Genomic DNA, 15,815 nt, shown 5'->3' with positions numbered 1-15,815 from the left:
ATATAATTATTTTTATATTTATATCGTTTCATAAAATATAAACAAAATATAGTTTTTGTCATAAAAATAATTGTACAACAAAATCAATATACAGTATATCAATTTTCAATTTTTCTTATCAATTTTCGCCAAACCTTAAATAAAGCATAAATTCACAAAATTTCTTTTTTCTTAATATAATTTTATTAAGAAAACGCTTTTTGCTCCATTTAAAAGTTTCATCTCCTTATTTATGGAAAACTTTCACCATATTTACAGGAATGTTTCTTTGTTACTCTTTTGACAATTAAGTATCATGTTGTAATCTTTAGATTATTGTCTGTAACCTTTTCCGATACAAGTGGGTAATACGGCAAAATATTTATTACAATATTATAATTTTTATTGCATATCAATTAAAATTATGCTATACTACAAATATAGAAAGAAACTATTAATTCTTTTTATAATATATGACTATAAAACACGTTTTGATGGAAAGAAGGGAAAGATATGAAACAGAATTACAAATTCAGACCTTTGCGCTTTGCTTTGGCAGTTTGCCTTGCAGTTTTTATCACTGCATCGGGAACAATATTCGCTTTCGGTGAGGAAAATATCCAGCCGGATTTAGCATCCGCTTCTGAATATGCTTCACGAGAAGATTTTACATATACTGTTGAAAACGGAGCTGTAACGATAACAGGATATACAAATGCTGAAGGTCATGTTTCAATTCCTTCTGAAATAGATGAAATGCCTGTTACCGCAATCGGAAAAGACGCTTTCTTCTCTAACACTGATATTACGGAAGTCACCCTTCCCGATACCCTTGAAACAATCAAAAGCGGAGCTTTCTACGGATGCGAAAATCTTAAAGAAATAAATATACCGCAGAGCGTTACAGTAATAGAAAACAATGCATTTACAGACTGCAAATCTTTGGAAGAAATCACAATTCCAAAAGGCGTTTTGAAAATTGAACCTTGGACATTCAGCGGATGCACGAGTCTTGCAGTGATAAATATCCCGGAAAGCGTAACTGAAATCGGATATGCAGCTTTTGAAAATACCGCATATTTCAACAACAGGAACAACTGGGATAATCACATGCTCTATTTGGGAAATCACCTTATAGCTGTTGACAAAGATATTGAACACGCAATCCTTAGAGATGAGACCAAAAGTATTACAAATTCTGTTTTTGCCGAGTGTAAAAATTTAACTGAAATAGAAGTTACTCCAAATATTGAAATTATCGGAATTTGCACTTTCGACGGCTGTACAAATCTTGAAGAAATAATTATTTCCGAAGGTATTAAAACCATTGATAAATCAGCATTCCAGTGCTGCGAAAATCTTACAAATGTAACTATTCCTGAAACAGTAACATCTATCGAGTTCAACGCATTTCAGGGATGTACAAACCTCAGCATTATATACATACCCGAAAATGTAACATATATCGATGAAACAGCTTTCGATAACTGCCCCAACCTTACAATTTATGGTGTTAAGGGTTCATACGCAGAAAGATATGCAAAAGAAAATAATATCAAATTCATCGGAGAAAGCATAATCACTTTAGGCGATTACAGCGATGACAATGTTCTGAGCATAGAAGACGCAACTCTTCTCCAGAGAAAGCTTACAAAGAAAGAAGCGTATGACACTCTCAGCATAGCAAACTATGACTTTAACGGTGACGGTGAATTTAACGTGATTGACGTAACTGCAATACAGCTGGCAGTAGCGAAATAACTTTATTATTTCCCTCTGTATTATTATAATAAAAAGTAAAAGCAAGGGCTGATTCGACATTCTCTGTTGAGTCAGCCCTATTTTATATTTTCCTTTTTGTATATTTTCCAGCGAAATCAAGTCAAAAAAAACCTAAAGAATAAATATACATGAGATACGCATACGTAATGAATGGAATTTTTTTGATTTTCGCAAAAAAAAGGATAAAACTACACGTTTTTTCAATATTGTTTCGATTTTTTATGGTATAATTAAAAATAAAATAGCGTGTTTAAATGCTATAGACAGGACGTAACAATCAATTATGTCTTACCTTATTACAATCATATTACGAAATGGAATGGGGCGGGATCATGCGATTACTTCTTATCGAAAACGAAAAAAGCCTGTCAGATGCACTGGTCAAAACTTTTGAAAAAGAGAACTTTCTAACCGATTGCGCACATGACGGCGAGTACGGTTTGGACTGCGCTTTAAGCGGTATTTATGACGCAATTATTTTGGACTCTATCCTTCCAAAAATCAACGGACTTGAACTGCTGATACATTTGAGGGAAGGAAATATAAATGTTCCGATTATCCTGATTGCATCACAAGCCGAGCTTGAGGAAAAACAGCAGTCACTCAGCGCTGACGCAGACGACTATCTGACAAAACCTTTTGAACCTAAGGAATTGCTGAAAAGGGTTCGCACGTTGATAAGAGCAAGAACAGCCATTGACTCTGACGACTCTGTCTCCTTCGGTGATCTTGTTTTAAACACAGCCACCGGCGAGATAAGCTGCAACGGGCAAAAAATTAAACTTGGCGGCAAAGAGTATCAGCTCATGGAATTGCTGCTTCTCAACAAGGAAAAGATTATAACAAAAGAACAAATAACGGAAAAAATATGGGGATATGATAACGAGGCAGAATACAATAATTCGGAAGTGTATATGTCCTTTTTAAGAAAAAAACTCAGCAAGCTAAATTCTAAGACAAAAATCAGAGCAATCAGAGGATTAGGCTATACTCTTGCATACTGAAATCATCGCTTAAAAACAACATTACTTCAGACAATTCAACCCTTCTGTTCCCACGTATCATAGCTTTGCATATATATCGACAAAAGGGGTTCTATATATCCGGACACAAAACAAAGGACATTCGAGATAATCGAATGTCCTTTGCCGTTATTTAGTATTTGTTTATTTATTCCTCAGCTGCAAATTTATCAAGGCTTTCACCTGCAAGACGATATGTAGTCCACTCGTCCATTGGAATTGCGCCAACTGATTTATAGAAATTTATACTTGGAGTATTCCAGTCGAGACAGCACCACTCCATTCTCCTGCATTTTCTCTCCACTGCGATTTGGGCAAGCTTTTTAAGCAATGCTTTTCCGTAGCCCTTGCCTCTGTGTTCAGGCTTTACAAACAAATCCTCAAGGTAAAGTCCTGCACGTCCCACAAAGGTTGAGAAGTTGCTGAAAAACAGTGCAAAACCAACTACCTTGCCGTTTTCCTCGGCGAAAAGCACATCAACAAGTCCCTTTTGGAAAATCCACTCGTCTAAAAGCTCTTCTGTAGCCACAACCTGGTCAAGCATTTTTTCATACTCGGCTATATACTTTATAAAATCAAGGATTTTTCCGGTTTCCTCTCGTTTAGCCGGTCTTATAACAAAATTTTCTTTCATGGACAAACAATCCTCTTTTCAATTCAGAATATTATATAAAATAAAATTCCCGCAAACGCACATCCTTTGCGGGAATTATTATTATCTTTCATTGTAAATTATTCCTGGGTCTTCTGAATGGATTTAATCTGCTGTCTTACATTCTTGATGTCTGTGTAATAGCCTGTGATTGAATCGTCAACCTTCTTGAGCAGGTCGTCAACATACTTGTTAGTAACAACCTTCATCTTTGCGTTTTTGTCCTTGGCGTCCGCAATAATATCGTTTGCCTGCTGTCTTGCAAGTCTGATAATCTCGTGCTGATTAACCATAGCCTTTTTGCGCTCCTCAGCAGCTCTGATAATCTCCTCTGCCTCTCTCTTGGCGTCTGCAATTATCTGATTTCTGTCAGCAACAATAGACTTTGCCTGACGGAATTCCTGTGGAAATTCCTGCTCTATTTCCTCGATGATATCGAGAACATTATTTGTGTCCACAAGAGCTTTACCGCCGGAAAAAGGCATACCCTTTGCTGTTTCCATAATATCTCTGAGTTCAGTAATCAATCCATCAACCTTCATCTTTCATCTCTCCTTGCGATAATCTTTTTAATATTTCGCCATGTATGCATGACGGAACAAAGGTGCTTATATCTCCCCCCAGCGATGCTACCTGCTTGACTATGCTGGAGCTGAGATACATATTCTCCTGACTTGTGGTCAGAAAAACGGTTTCCAGATTTGGATTTAATTTTTTATTGATAAGGCACTGTTGAAATTCATACTCAAAGTCAGAAACGGCCCTAAGACCCTTTACAACAGCCGTCGCATTTCTTTCTTTAGCATACTCGGCAAGCAGTCCCGTAAATCCTACAATTTCAACATTGTCGATGCCCTTTGTGGCCTTCTTTAAAAGTTCTATTCTCTCTTCGATTGTGAAGCTTGGCTTTTTAGCCAGATTAGTGAGAACCGCAACGATAACGTGGTCAAAAAGTTTTGAAGCTCTTGTAATTATATCCAAATGTCCCAAAGTAACCGGGTCAAAACTTCCCGGACAAATCACTGTTTTGCCCATTATATATCCTCTCTTTTCTACCCGTCAGCAAGAATTACTCCTCTGTCAGCATATCCTTGTGGCGGTACATGGTAACCTTAATTTTGCCGTAACGGTAAGTTCTGTCCACGGTAAAATCACCGCAGTTCTCCGGCAGTTCCTCATCAAGAGGACTTTCGCAGACAATAACTCCTGTCTTCTTAACCGAACCTACAACAAGCTCCAAAGCTTTTTGAAGCAAACCGGTTCTGTATGGCGGGTCAAGAAAGGCTATATCAAATTTACCGGATTTCATCTTTAAAAAACCTATGGAATCCATATTCATAACAGAAGCATTTTCCATAAGTCCGGTGCTTTGGAGATTTTTTCTCACAACGCCGGCGCTTTCTCTGCTTTCATCCACAAAAACTGCGCCTGCAGCTCCTCTGCTGAGGGCTTCAATTCCCATTTGACCGCTGCCTGCAAACAAATCCAAAAACAGTCTTCCCTCAATTTCAAACTGCAAAGCGGAGAAAATAGCCTCCTTAATTCTATCCGCAGTAGGTCTTACATCTTCTCCAGTAAGTGTTTCAAGGCGTCTGCCTCTCGCCTTTCCGGTAATTACACGCATATACTTCTCCTTTATACCAATGCATACTACATGGGTTATTATAGCACATAAAAATAATTATTACAACAATTTGTTCCTGTCTATTTAAAAAAATCTCATTTTTTATACATTTTCATCCTCGCTGTCACGATGAAAATAATTATAAACTGACACCGCCGCATTTTTATTCATTTTTGGAGCATTTTCAAGCTCTTCCAAATCTGCTTTTGAAATATTGGAAATTGTTCTAAAATGCTTTAAAAGGGCTTTTGCTCTCATCTCGCCTATTCCGTCGATATCAGTAAGGGAACTGTGGAATGTTCTTTTGCTTCTTTTTCCGTGCATAAAGCTTATTGCAAAGCGATGAACCTCATCCTGAACAGAGGACACAAAGTTAAAAACACGCCTGTTGTTTCCTATGGCAATTTCCTCGCCGTCGGTGGTTATGGCTCTTGTTCTGTGCTTGCTGTCCTTTACCATTCCGAAAACAGCCACGTCAATTCCCAGATTTTTAAGCACCGGTAAAACCGCAGAAACCTGACCTTTGCCGCCGTCCAGCAATATCAAATCCGGAAGTCTGCCGAAGCCTTTTCCGCTTTTGTCTGAAAGATATTCTTTAAAACGTCTTTCCAAAACCTCGCTCATTGAGGCATAGTCGTCCTGTCCCTCAAAGCTTTTTATGGTGAATTTCCTGTATGCTGACTTTAATGGCTTGCCATTTTCAAATACAACCATTCCGGCCACATTTTCGCTTCCTCCGAAATTGGAAATATCATAGGATTCGATATACTGAGGGATTTTATCCATTCCCAGTATCTGCCTTAATTCCTCCAAAACGGAATACTCTCTGCCTGTGGCTCCCTTTATCTGGGCGATTCTCTCCGCCGCATTTTGGCGGCACATCTGGGCAAGCTGCGCCTGTTCTCCCCTTTGAGGAACTGTTATATAAACACGGCTTCCTCTTTTTTCCGAAAGCCATTTTTCAAGGATTTCATTGTCCTCCGCTTCGCCGTCAAGGGTAACATTTTTCGGCACAAAATCCCTCATGCCGTAATAGCTTGTTATAAATTCGGTTCTCGCCTCTTTTTCCTCGCCTGGGTCGTCGATTATAAAATGCTCTCTGTCAACAAGCCTGCCGTCGGAAAATCTGAAAACCTCGAAGCATCCCTTTTTTCCGTCGCTCCAGAAGCCTATTACGTCCTGTTCCTTTACGTTCATACTCACAACCTTTTGGCGGTTGTTCATGTTTTTTACAGCTTTTATTCTGTCCCTGATTTTTGCAGCCAATTCAAAATCAAGATTTTCTGCCGCTGTATTCATTCTTTCGGTGAGAAGCTTTAAGGAAGTGTTTGAACCGCCCTTGAGAAACTCCAAAGCCTCGTCAATGCTTTCGTTGTAATCCTCCAATGAAACCTTTCCTGTGCAGACTCCGCTGCACTGCTTTATATGAAAATTCAGACAGGGTCGCTTTTTGCCGAAATCTTCCGGAAATTTTCTGCTGCATGTGGGGATTTTAAAAATCTTTACTGCTTCGTCCAAGGCGTTTTTTACATAGAAACTGCTCGTATATGGGCCTATATAGGTACAGCCGTCGTTTTCCTTTTGAAAAACCCAGGACAGCCTGCGCCATTTCTCATTTGTCACCCTTATATAGCTGTATCCCTTGTCGTCCTTTAAAAGAATGTTATAGCGGGGCTTGTTCTGCTTGATTAAACTACATTCAAGAATAAGTGCTTCAAACTCGCTGTCGGTGATAATATAGTCAAAGTCAAAAACATTTTCAACCATTCTTCTTACCTTTTCAGGATGGTTGTTTTGTGAGCCGAAATACTGGCTAACTCTGTTTTTCAAAGCTTTCGCTTTTCCTATATATATTATCTCCTGCTTTTTGTTTTTCATTATATATACGCCTGGCTGTAACGGCAGTCCCATGGCTTTTTTTCTCAGTTCTCCCATTTTAGGGTTCATCTTCTCACCTTCCTTTCAAAAACGCTGTAAAAAGAAAAACGGGACGGATAATGCTCCGTCCCGGTAAGTCTTCAATAAAATAAGATTACTCAGCAAAACCAGACTCAACAAGAGCTACAAGACCCTCAACAGCATCTGTTTCGTCAGAACCGTCAGCGCTGATCTTGATTGTTGTTCCGCCGATAATTCCAAGAGAAAGTACGCCGAGAAGGCTCTTAGCATTTACTCTTCTCTCTTCCTTTTCTACCCATACAGATGACTTGTATTCATTTGCCTTCTGGATGAAAAATGTAGCAGGACGTGCATGAAGTCCGGCTTTATTCTGTACTAAAACTTCCTTAACATACATGATAGGACCCTCCCTGAAAATTTAAAAATTCATGTTAAAATATCCTAAATGCTTTAACTTTATTTTCCAGCATTACTATTATAACCGCATTATTTGACAAGGTCAACAGATTATCGTTAAATTCGTACCCATACACGATTAGCAACAAAACGCTGTTGATTTTCTTGTGCAACTCAACCAAAATATTTTTTTAATTTCCATTTATTGAAAAATTACACATTCTCCCTGTCGATAAATAAGGAATATACTCCTTTAATCGGTGTTTATTTGTGTTTTTGACGCCGTTTTTTCCTCGGCAAGACTGTATATTCTTTGCTTTTCTTCCGGTGTTAAATCCAGTTTTTCAAGCAAATCAGGCCTTTTTTGCGCAGTAGATATTAAACTTTGCTCATATCTCCACTTATCCACCTTGGCATGGTCGCCGCTGATTACTACCGGCGGAACTTCAACACCACGCCATGGATTAGGTCTTGTAAACTGGGGATATTCCAGCATGCCGTTGTAGTGACTTTCCACCGTGAAGCACTCGTCGTCGCTTAAAACTCCCGGAGCCATTCTGCTTAAAGCGTCCATAAGTACCAAAGCCGGAAGCTCGCCGCCTGTGAGAACATAGTCCCCTATTGATATTTCCTCATCAACATATGCGTCCAGGACACGTTGGTCTACACCTTCATAGTGTCCGCAAAGAATACAAATATTCTCGTTTTTTGATATTTCCTTTATTTTCTGCTGATTTAAAACCTTACCCTGAGGTGACATATATATAAAGTATGGTTTTTCCCCCACCTGTTTACAAATATCCTCAAAGCACAGGGCAATCGGTTCAGCCATAAGCAGCATACCCATTCCGCCGCCGTAAGGTGCGTCGTCCACTCTTTTATGTTTGTCAAAGGCATAATCTCTAAGCTGGTGACATTCTATTTTTAATGCTCCTTTATTTTGCGCCCTTCCTATTATACTCTCCGACATTACATTCTGACACATCTCGGGAAAAAGAGTTATAAGATCAATCCTCATCGTCAAAAATTCCTTTCATGGGAATAATTTTCACAAAACCATCCTTTGGATTTATCTCCTTAACCACATCGTCGATTACCGGCACAAGATATTTTTTATTTTCATTGTCTGTAACCTCGTAAACATCGTTGGCTCCGGTTTTAAAAACATCTGAAATTTTCCCGTAAACACTGCCGCTGTCCATATCAACCACATCAAGACCGATTAAATCCACGATAAAGAAAGTGTCTTCCGGCAAATTGGCATGTTCTCTGTCCATGTAAACAACCTTGCCAAGATATTTATCGGCAGCTTCTATGGTATCTATACCTGCAATTTTCATTATTGCTATATTTTTATGGGGACGGCTTTTTACCAAAAGCTCTGTTTCGCCGTTTTTAAGATAAACCTTTTTAAGCTTGCTGAAAAACACCGGGGAATCGCACCAGGTTTCCACCCTTACTTCCCCTTTAATTCCGTGTGTTCCCACAATCTTTCCGGCTTCCAAATATTTTTTAAGCATAATGTAATTCCTTTCCGCCCTAAGGGCAGACATCAAAAGAATTTTTCCACGGTGATAACAAAAAAGAGCAAAGCTTTTTCTTTGCTCTTTTAATATCAGTCGATTTCCACCATAACCTTCTGGTCGTTTCTGATAGCCACGCTGCGTGCTACTGTACGGATAGCCTTTGCAATGCGGCCCTGCTTACCGATAATTCTTCCCATGTCGTCCTCTGCAACGTGGATGTGATAAACCACTGTGCCGTCCTCTTTGGGTTCGTCAACGGTAACGCTAACCTTCTCCGGCTCGTTTACAAGTCCTTTGGCTACGGTCAGCAATAAATTCTCCATAATTTATCTTCCTTTCGGTCAGATGAATTCTTTTCCGAATTAAAGGATGTTGTTCTTCTTGAGGAGAGCCTTTACTGTATCTGTTGGCTGTGCACCGTTTGCAATCCACTTCTTTGCAGCCTCAGCGTCGATATTTACCTCAGCTGGCTTTGCAACTGGATTGTATGTGCCGATTTCCTCGATGAAACGTCCGTCTCTTGGATATCTTGAATCTGCTACTACTACACGATAGAAAGGAGCTTTCTTTGCGCCCATTCTGCGAAGTCTAATCTTTACTGCCATTTGAATTACCTCCGAATTGAGTATTTTTTATTTTAAGATTTACAATTTATATATCCATCCGGATAAAACTCCGGCTGAACTGCTTTTTACATTCCGGGGAAACCGCCGTTTCCGCCGTTATTGCCTCCGTTGAAAGGCATACCGCCAAGTCCCGGAAGTCTGCGGGCTTTTTTCTTTGTTCCGCTTTTTCCGCTGAGCTGGCGCATCATTTTCTGCATCTGCTCGAGCTGTTTCAAAAGTCTGTTGACCTCTTCAACTGTTCTTCCTGAGCCTGCCGCAATTCTTCTCTTTCTTGAAGGATTGATAAGGGAAGGATTTGCTCTTTCCTCAGGTGTCATTGAAAGAATTATTGCCTGTGTCCAGTCAATCTGTCTTTCGTTTATGTCCATGCTGTCTATCTTCTTTTCCATGCCCGGCAGCTTTGAAAGGATTCCCTTTATCGGGCCCATCTTCTTAATCTGCTCGAACTGACCCAAAAGGTCGTTGAAGTCCAGCTTGTTTTTTGTCATCTTCTCTGCAAGCTCCTCCGCCTTTTTGCGGTCAAACTTGCTTTCAGCCTCTTCAATAAGTGTGAGCACATCGCCCATACCTAAAATTCGGCTTGCCATTCTGTCAGGGTGGAAAACCTCCAAGTCCTCAAGCTTTTCGCCCACACCCACAAACTTTATAGGTCTGCCGGTAACTGTCTTTACTGAGAGAGCCGCACCGCCTCTGGTGTCGCCGTCCAGCTTTGTGAGGATTACGCCGGTAATGTCCAAAAGGTCATTAAAGCTCTTTGCCACATTAACTGCGTCCTGACCTGTCATGGAGTCTATAACAAGAAGTATCTCGTTTGGATTTACCTCTTTTTTGATGTCTTTAAGCTCATTCATAAGAGCTTCATCTATATGCAGACGGCCTGCGGTATCCAGAATAACAATATCGTTTCCGTGGTCCTTTGCATATTTTATTGCCTCTTTGGCAATTTTAACGGGATTTGTTTTTCCCATTTCAAATACAGGGGCGTTTGCCTTGTTTCCCACAACCTTCAGCTGTTCAATAGCCGCAGGTCTGTAAATATCGCAGGCAGCAAGCAATGGTCTGTGACCCTGTTTTTTAAGATATATGGCAAGCTTACCTGAATGTGTGGTTTTACCTGAACCCTGCAAGCCGCACATCATAATAACTGTAGGCGGCTTTGACGCAAAATCAAGTCTTTCGCTTTCTCCGCCCATAAGCTGTGTAAGCTCTTCATTTACTATTTTAATTACCATCTGCGCAGGTGTAAGGCTTTCCATAACATCTGAGCCTATTGCACGTTCAGTAACTTTGTTTGTAAAATCTTTTGCAACCTTGTAGTTTACGTCGGCTTCCAGAAGCGCCATTCGCACTTCTCGCATAGCCTCTTTAACGTCGGATTCTTTAAGCTTTCCCTTATTTTTAAGACGTTTAAACGCATTGCCAAGCTTTTCTGACAAACCCTCAAAAGCCATCTGTTACGCCTCCCGCTGTTCATAGTAGATTTTAATCAAAATTCTTCAACAATTTTTTCCGCAATCTCCTCAATCTTTTTTGCGTCCTCCTGAGGACTTTGTGAGCTTTCAGTAATAATCCTTTCGGAAATAGTTTTTATTTCCTCAATACCGGATTTCACATTGTTGAATCTTTCAAAGAGTTTAAGCTGGCTTTCATATTCCAAAAGCCTCTGTTCTCCTCTTTTTACCAAATCTCTGACGCCCTGCCTTGTTATTCCCATTTCCAGAGAGATTTCAGAAAGGGACAAGTCGTCGTTGTGGTATAAATCCACGGCTTTCCTGATTTTATCGGAAAGCACAGGGCCGTAGAAATCAAACAAAAGGGAAATTCTAATGTCTTTTTCCATTAAAAGCCCTCCCGTTTTTCATGCTGTAAAGTTTTTTTCATTACACCTTGAAGATTATACTATGTTTAGGTGTCTTTGTCAAGCTTTTTTCTTTACTGTTAAACAATAATAACCGCTGAGATACAAAAAAATTCAAATTTACGGAACTTCTGTTAAACAAGGCTTAATTTTTTACACATTGACCATAGTGTTAAAAAAGAAAATAACCAAAATCAGAACAAGTACCAAAAATAAACAACAAAAACAACACTTTTAACATAATACTTTGTGCTAATATACGAATTTTATGTTTTATAAACAAATTTTTTCATTTTTTACTGACAGAACCCTTCAAGTGTGCTATACTTTAACCTGTAGAACTGTTTAAAATTCTTGTGTAATGGAGTTGTTTGCTTACGGAACATATCATCAATATCGACAGAATGGAAACAGCAGTTGCCCTTTTCGGAAGCTTTGACCAAAACATAAAAACCATCGAAAAGGAATATAATGTTTCCGTTTTAATCAGAGACAGCGAACTTAAAATTTCCGGAGATGCCGAAAACGTAATGAAAGCTGCCAAAGTCATAGACGGTCTTCTTTCCTTTATAAATAAGGGCGAAGCCCTCAACGACCAGAATATCAGATACTGCATGTCCCTTGTAAACGAGGGAAGCGACGAAAAAATCGAAACACTCGCCGGTGACTGTATCTGTATCACAGCGAAGGGCAAACCCATAAAGCCGAAAACTATGGGTCAGAAAAATTATTGCTCTTGTATCAAAAACAACACCATAACCATCGGGGTAGGCCCTGCCGGAACAGGAAAAACCTACCTTGCCGTTGCCATGGCAGTTACTGCTTTTCGTGCAAAAGAGGTAAACCGAATTATTTTGACAAGACCTGCCGTAGAAGCAGGTGAAAAGCTGGGATTTTTGCCCGGCGACCTTCAAAGCAAGGTTGACCCCTATTTAAGACCTTTGTACGACGCCCTTTTTGATATGCTTGGCACGGAGGGTTATCAAAAGTATTTTGAACGTGGAAACATTGAAGTAGCTCCTTTGGCATATATGAGGGGCAGAACTCTTGATGACAGCTTTATCATTCTTGACGAAGCGCAGAACACAACACCGGAACAAATGAAAATGTTCTTAACCAGACTGGGATTCAACTCCAAAATGGTTATCACCGGCGATATTACCCAGATTGACCTGCCGTCCGGTGTGCGAAGCGGACTTAAAGACTGTATAAGGGTGCTGAGAAATGTTGACGACATAGCAAGATGCAACTTCTCCGAAAAAGACGTTGTAAGACACAAGCTTGTTCAGGACATTATCAAGGCATACGAAAAAAACGAGGAGGCAAGGAAAAGGAATGACAGACAATAAAATCAGAGTTATCATCACAAACAAACAAAAAGACATTAAAATCCCCACCGGACTGAGAATGCTCATTCGCAGATGCTGCAACGCAGTTTTGAGAATGGAAAAGTTTGAAGGCTCGGTGGAAGTAAGCGTTACCTTTGTAAACAACGAGCAGATAAAAGAATATAACGCTCAGTACAGAAACAAAAACATTGAAACCGACGTTCTGTCTTTTCCTATGGGCGAAAACGGCGTTTATGACGTAAACCCGGAAACAGGTGCCAAAATTCTCGGCGATATTGTTATCTCCATTGAAAAGGCTCAGGAACAGGCAAAGGCATACGGCCACAGCCTGCAAAGAGAAGTCGGATTTCTCACCGCTCACAGCATGCTGCATCTTCTCGGCTATGACCACGAGAACAACAATCTTGAGCGTGTTAGAATGAGAGAAAAAGAAGAGCTTGTTATGGAGCAGCTGGGACTTCCCGCCTCTTCCAGCTATATTGAGCCTTAACAAATTCCCACTGAAATGAAAAAGCAGTTAAAAAGCTTTAAGGTTTCGGCAGAAGGAATACTGTATACATTTTTAAACGAGGGACACATGAGGTTTCACCTAGTGGCGGCTGTATATGTTCTTGTCTTTGCAAATTTCTACGACATGACAAAAACAAAATGGGCGCTGCTGGTGACGGTGATTTTCCTTGTTATGGCGGCAGAAACCTTCAACACCGCCATCGAAACACTGTGCGACTACTGCACAAAGGAATATCACCCCATGATAAAATCGGTAAAAGACGTCGCTTCCGGCGCAGTTTTGCTGGTATCAATAGGAGCTGCGGCTGTGGGAATTATCCTTTTCTGGGATATTGAAGCATTTAAAAGAATTATTTTTTACTTTGCAGACAATCCCCTGCTTATAATTCCCCTTGCTTTATCGGTTGTTGTTTCCCTTTTGTTTATATGCTTTTTTCCAAGACTGTTTAAAAATAAGAATTTGGACATAGCTCAAAAGCGGGATAAAATCAGTTGACAATTTTTTTCATATAACTAACTCCTTAAAAAGGCTGTTTCTGCACATTACATTTTTGCGGAAACAGCTTTTTTCTTGATTTTTTCTATGATATATCTTAAAATAATACATAAAACAAAAATACAAATTAAATATAGATAAAGAAAGGACTAATTATGCAGAAATCAGCATTTATAGCCATAGTAGGAAGACCAAACGTGGGAAAATCTTCAATCCTCAACGCAATGATAGGACAAAAGGTTGCCATAGTTTCAAATAAACCCCAGACCACAAGAACAAGAATAATGGGCGTTCTCACCGAGGGTGACGACCAGCTTGTTTTCATAGACACACCGGGTATGCACAAGCCAAAAACATCTTTGGGCAAATACATGGTTCGTTCCGTAAACGAGTCCGTTTCCGGCGTTGACGCCTGCTTGCTTGTGACAGAGGCCGACAGAGAACCCACACAGACAGAGCTTATGCTCATCGAAAAATTCAAGTCACTTGACCTTCCGGCAATTTTAGCCATTAACAAAATAGACACCCTTAAAAACAAAGAGGTTTTGATGGCGCAGATTTTAAAGTATTCAAAGCTTTACGACTTTGCGGCTATCGTTCCTGTTTCCGCCCATGACGGCGACGGAATAAACGAGCTTAAAGAAGCTTTAAAGGAATTTGCTATGGAGGGCGGTCATTTCTTTGAGGAGGATGCTCTCACAGACCAGTCTGAAAGAAACCTTGCCGCAGAAATGATAAGAGAAAAAATTCTCCGCCTTACAGACAGAGAAATCCCCCACGGCACAGCTGTTGTAGTTGAAAAAATGAGAACCCGTGACGACGGAAGCGACATTATGGATGTTGACGCAACAATCTACTGCGAAAAGGACAGCCACAAGGGTATAATCATCGGTAAAGGCGGTTCAATGCTTAAAAAAATCAGCAGTCAGGCAAGACAGGATATGGAAAACTTTTTTGACTGCAAGGTAAATCTCCAAACCTGGGTAAAGGTAAAAGAGGACTGGAGAAACCGTGAGGGACTTTTGAAAAGCTTCGGCTTTGACAAAAGCGACTTTGACTGATAAATCACCCTTATTACAAAATAAAAGCTTTTAAAACAATAAGGTAAATAAAACCAATACAAATAAATCCCTTAATCCTCATGACCTGTGAAGTATAATTATATCACGAGGTGATGATATGACACGGGATAAGAACTGGGAAAGGTTTTGGAATACGGGAAGTGTGCTGGATTATCTGGCATATAAAGGCAAAGAAGAAAACAAGGATTTTTCAAATGCCATTTCCTGTATAACGGAGGCAAAAAATGAGGTTGACCACACATGGTCTGATAGTAAAGGAACAGACAGTAGGAGAAAAGGATAAACTTGTAACCGCAGTAACAGCCGACATGGGTCTGATACGTGCTTTTGTAAAAGGCGCAAAAAACATCAGAAGTCCCAAGGGAGCTGCAACCCAGCTTCTCTGCTATTCACAGCTTGTGGTGTACAGCGGAAAAAACAAGGATACATTTATAATTGACGAAGCAAAGGTTGTAGATATGTTTTCAAAGCTTCGCAGAAACGTAGAAAACATGTGTATGGCACAGTATTTTTGTGAGCTCGCCATGCACATCTGCCCCCATGGACAGCCTGCGGAAAATCAACTCAAGGTTATTTTAAACGGTCTGTATCTTCTCTCCGAAAACAAACGTCATCCTCTGCTTGTAAAAGCCTGTGTGGAAATGCGCCTTATGTGCTATGCAGGATATCAGCCGCAGCTTACAATGTGCAGCGGCTGCGGCTGTTACGAAAGCGACAATATGTACTTTATACCAAGAGAGGGCATATTGACCTGCGACAAGTGCATAAGTCAGGAAAAGCTCCCTTACGCATTACTTTTAGGAAAAGGCGTCACAAGGGCACTAAGGCACACAATTTACGCCGAGGAAAGCAAGCTTTTTTCCTTTAATCTTCCTGAGGAAAGCCTTATTCTTCTTAACACAGCCACCGAGCAGTTTATGAGTTATATGCTTGAAAGGGATTTTCAAACCTTGACCTTTTACAAATTTATGGCTGGATACTCCAAAACTCCGCCTAAAGTAATATGAGAAATAA

General features: G+C 40.0%; 20 protein-coding genes. 8 read left to right on the top strand and 12 right to left on the bottom strand.

Going from position 1 to position 15,815, the window contains the following annotated elements:
- The first annotated feature begins 492 nt into the window (after window positions 1-492).
- The gene (locus CGICJO_RS05290; protein ID WP_486499897.1) at window positions 493-1,740 is read left to right on the top strand and encodes a leucine-rich repeat protein; all 1,248 of its coding nucleotides are present in this window, start codon (window positions 493-495) and stop codon (window positions 1,738-1,740) included.
- 353 nt (window positions 1,741-2,093) lie between these two features.
- Window positions 2,094-2,765 carry a response regulator transcription factor gene (locus tag CGICJO_RS05285; RefSeq protein ID WP_087376380.1) on the top strand — a complete coding sequence of 224 codons (672 nt, stop codon included), beginning with the start codon at window positions 2,094-2,096 and terminating at the stop codon, window positions 2,763-2,765.
- 166 nt (window positions 2,766-2,931) lie between these two features.
- On the opposite strand, the gene CGICJO_RS05280 is transcribed toward CGICJO_RS05285, so the two are convergent.
- The 12 genes from CGICJO_RS05280 to CGICJO_RS05225 all read right to left on the bottom strand — a co-directional run bounded on the left by CGICJO_RS05280 (window position 2,932) and on the right by CGICJO_RS05225 (window position 11,346).
- Entirely contained in the window at window positions 2,932-3,417 is a 486-nt protein-coding gene (locus CGICJO_RS05280) for a GNAT family N-acetyltransferase (RefSeq protein ID WP_486499896.1), read from the bottom strand.
- 98 nt (window positions 3,418-3,515) lie between these two features.
- On the bottom strand, window positions 3,516-3,977 hold the full coding sequence (locus tag CGICJO_RS05275; RefSeq protein ID WP_486499895.1) for an ATP synthase subunit B family protein: 462 nt from the start codon (window positions 3,975-3,977) through the stop codon (window positions 3,516-3,518).
- Complete coding sequence (coaD, locus tag CGICJO_RS05270; protein ID WP_087376377.1) at window positions 3,967-4,470, bottom strand: pantetheine-phosphate adenylyltransferase; 504 nt, start codon at window positions 4,468-4,470, stop codon at window positions 3,967-3,969. Before coaD ends, CGICJO_RS05275 begins: the two co-directional genes overlap by 11 nt.
- Before the next feature lie 34 nt (window positions 4,471-4,504).
- A complete protein-coding gene (gene rsmD / locus CGICJO_RS05265) occupies window positions 4,505-5,059 on the bottom strand; it encodes a 16S rRNA (guanine(966)-N(2))-methyltransferase RsmD (protein WP_087376376.1) in 555 nt (184 codons plus the stop codon).
- A 102-nt stretch (window positions 5,060-5,161) separates the two neighbouring features.
- Window positions 5,162-7,006 (bottom strand): excinuclease ABC subunit UvrC, encoded by a 1,845-nt coding sequence (uvrC, locus tag CGICJO_RS05260; RefSeq protein ID WP_486499894.1) that lies wholly within the window; start codon window positions 7,004-7,006, stop codon window positions 5,162-5,164.
- An 85-nt stretch (window positions 7,007-7,091) separates the two neighbouring features.
- Window positions 7,092-7,355, bottom strand: coding sequence for an HPr family phosphocarrier protein (locus CGICJO_RS05255; RefSeq protein ID WP_087376374.1), 264 nt, complete (start codon window positions 7,353-7,355; stop codon window positions 7,092-7,094).
- A 252-nt stretch (window positions 7,356-7,607) separates the two neighbouring features.
- On the bottom strand, window positions 7,608-8,372 hold the full coding sequence (gene trmD, locus CGICJO_RS05250; protein WP_087376373.1) for a tRNA (guanosine(37)-N1)-methyltransferase TrmD: 765 nt from the start codon (window positions 8,370-8,372) through the stop codon (window positions 7,608-7,610).
- Entirely contained in the window at window positions 8,362-8,874 is a 513-nt protein-coding gene (gene rimM / locus CGICJO_RS05245) for a ribosome maturation factor RimM (RefSeq protein WP_486499893.1), read from the bottom strand. Before rimM ends, trmD begins: the two co-directional genes overlap by 11 nt.
- Window positions 8,875-8,969: 95 nt before the next feature.
- Window positions 8,970-9,203, bottom strand: a complete 234-nt coding sequence (locus CGICJO_RS05240) for a KH domain-containing protein (RefSeq protein WP_087376372.1) — start codon at window positions 9,201-9,203, stop codon at window positions 8,970-8,972.
- Window positions 9,204-9,242: 39 nt separating this feature from the next.
- Window positions 9,243-9,485, bottom strand: a complete 243-nt coding sequence (gene rpsP / locus CGICJO_RS05235; protein WP_087376371.1) for a 30S ribosomal protein S16 — start codon at window positions 9,483-9,485, stop codon at window positions 9,243-9,245.
- Between the two features lie 86 nt (window positions 9,486-9,571).
- Complete coding sequence (ffh, locus tag CGICJO_RS05230; protein WP_486499892.1) at window positions 9,572-10,957, bottom strand: signal recognition particle protein; 1,386 nt, start codon at window positions 10,955-10,957, stop codon at window positions 9,572-9,574.
- 35 nt (window positions 10,958-10,992) lie between these two features.
- The gene (locus CGICJO_RS05225; protein ID WP_087376369.1) at window positions 10,993-11,346 is read right to left on the bottom strand and encodes a sigma factor-like helix-turn-helix DNA-binding protein; all 354 of its coding nucleotides are present in this window, start codon (window positions 11,344-11,346) and stop codon (window positions 10,993-10,995) included.
- A gap of 422 nt (window positions 11,347-11,768) precedes the next feature.
- On the opposite strand from CGICJO_RS05225, the gene CGICJO_RS05220 reads away from it, so the two are divergent.
- From CGICJO_RS05220 to recO, 6 genes are all read left to right on the top strand, one after another.
- Window positions 11,769-12,713, top strand: a complete 945-nt coding sequence (locus CGICJO_RS05220; RefSeq protein WP_486499994.1) for a PhoH family protein — start codon at window positions 11,769-11,771, stop codon at window positions 12,711-12,713.
- Window positions 12,700-13,203, top strand: a complete 504-nt coding sequence (gene ybeY, locus CGICJO_RS05215) for an rRNA maturation RNase YbeY (RefSeq protein WP_087376368.1) — start codon at window positions 12,700-12,702, stop codon at window positions 13,201-13,203. Before CGICJO_RS05220 ends, ybeY begins: the two co-directional genes overlap by 14 nt.
- 15 nt (window positions 13,204-13,218) lie before the next feature.
- Window positions 13,219-13,719, top strand: a complete 501-nt coding sequence (locus CGICJO_RS05210; protein WP_486499891.1) for a diacylglycerol kinase family protein — start codon at window positions 13,219-13,221, stop codon at window positions 13,717-13,719.
- A 155-nt stretch (window positions 13,720-13,874) separates the two neighbouring features.
- The gene (era, locus tag CGICJO_RS05205) at window positions 13,875-14,780 is read left to right on the top strand and encodes a GTPase Era (RefSeq protein WP_486499890.1); all 906 of its coding nucleotides are present in this window, start codon (window positions 13,875-13,877) and stop codon (window positions 14,778-14,780) included.
- A gap of 118 nt (window positions 14,781-14,898) precedes the next feature.
- Complete coding sequence (locus tag CGICJO_RS05200; RefSeq protein ID WP_158096196.1) at window positions 14,899-15,084, top strand: hypothetical protein; 186 nt, start codon at window positions 14,899-14,901, stop codon at window positions 15,082-15,084.
- Window positions 15,026-15,808, top strand: a complete 783-nt coding sequence (recO, locus tag CGICJO_RS05195; RefSeq protein WP_486499889.1) for a DNA repair protein RecO — start codon at window positions 15,026-15,028, stop codon at window positions 15,806-15,808. The genes CGICJO_RS05200 and recO overlap by 59 nt, the downstream gene beginning before the upstream one ends.
- Window positions 15,809-15,815 lie beyond the last annotated feature (7 nt).

Source organism: Candidatus Limousia pullorum (assembly GCF_057405065.1).
The sequence above is the reverse complement of the archived record's forward strand: the minus strand, read 5'-3'. Positions and strand labels throughout refer to the sequence as shown.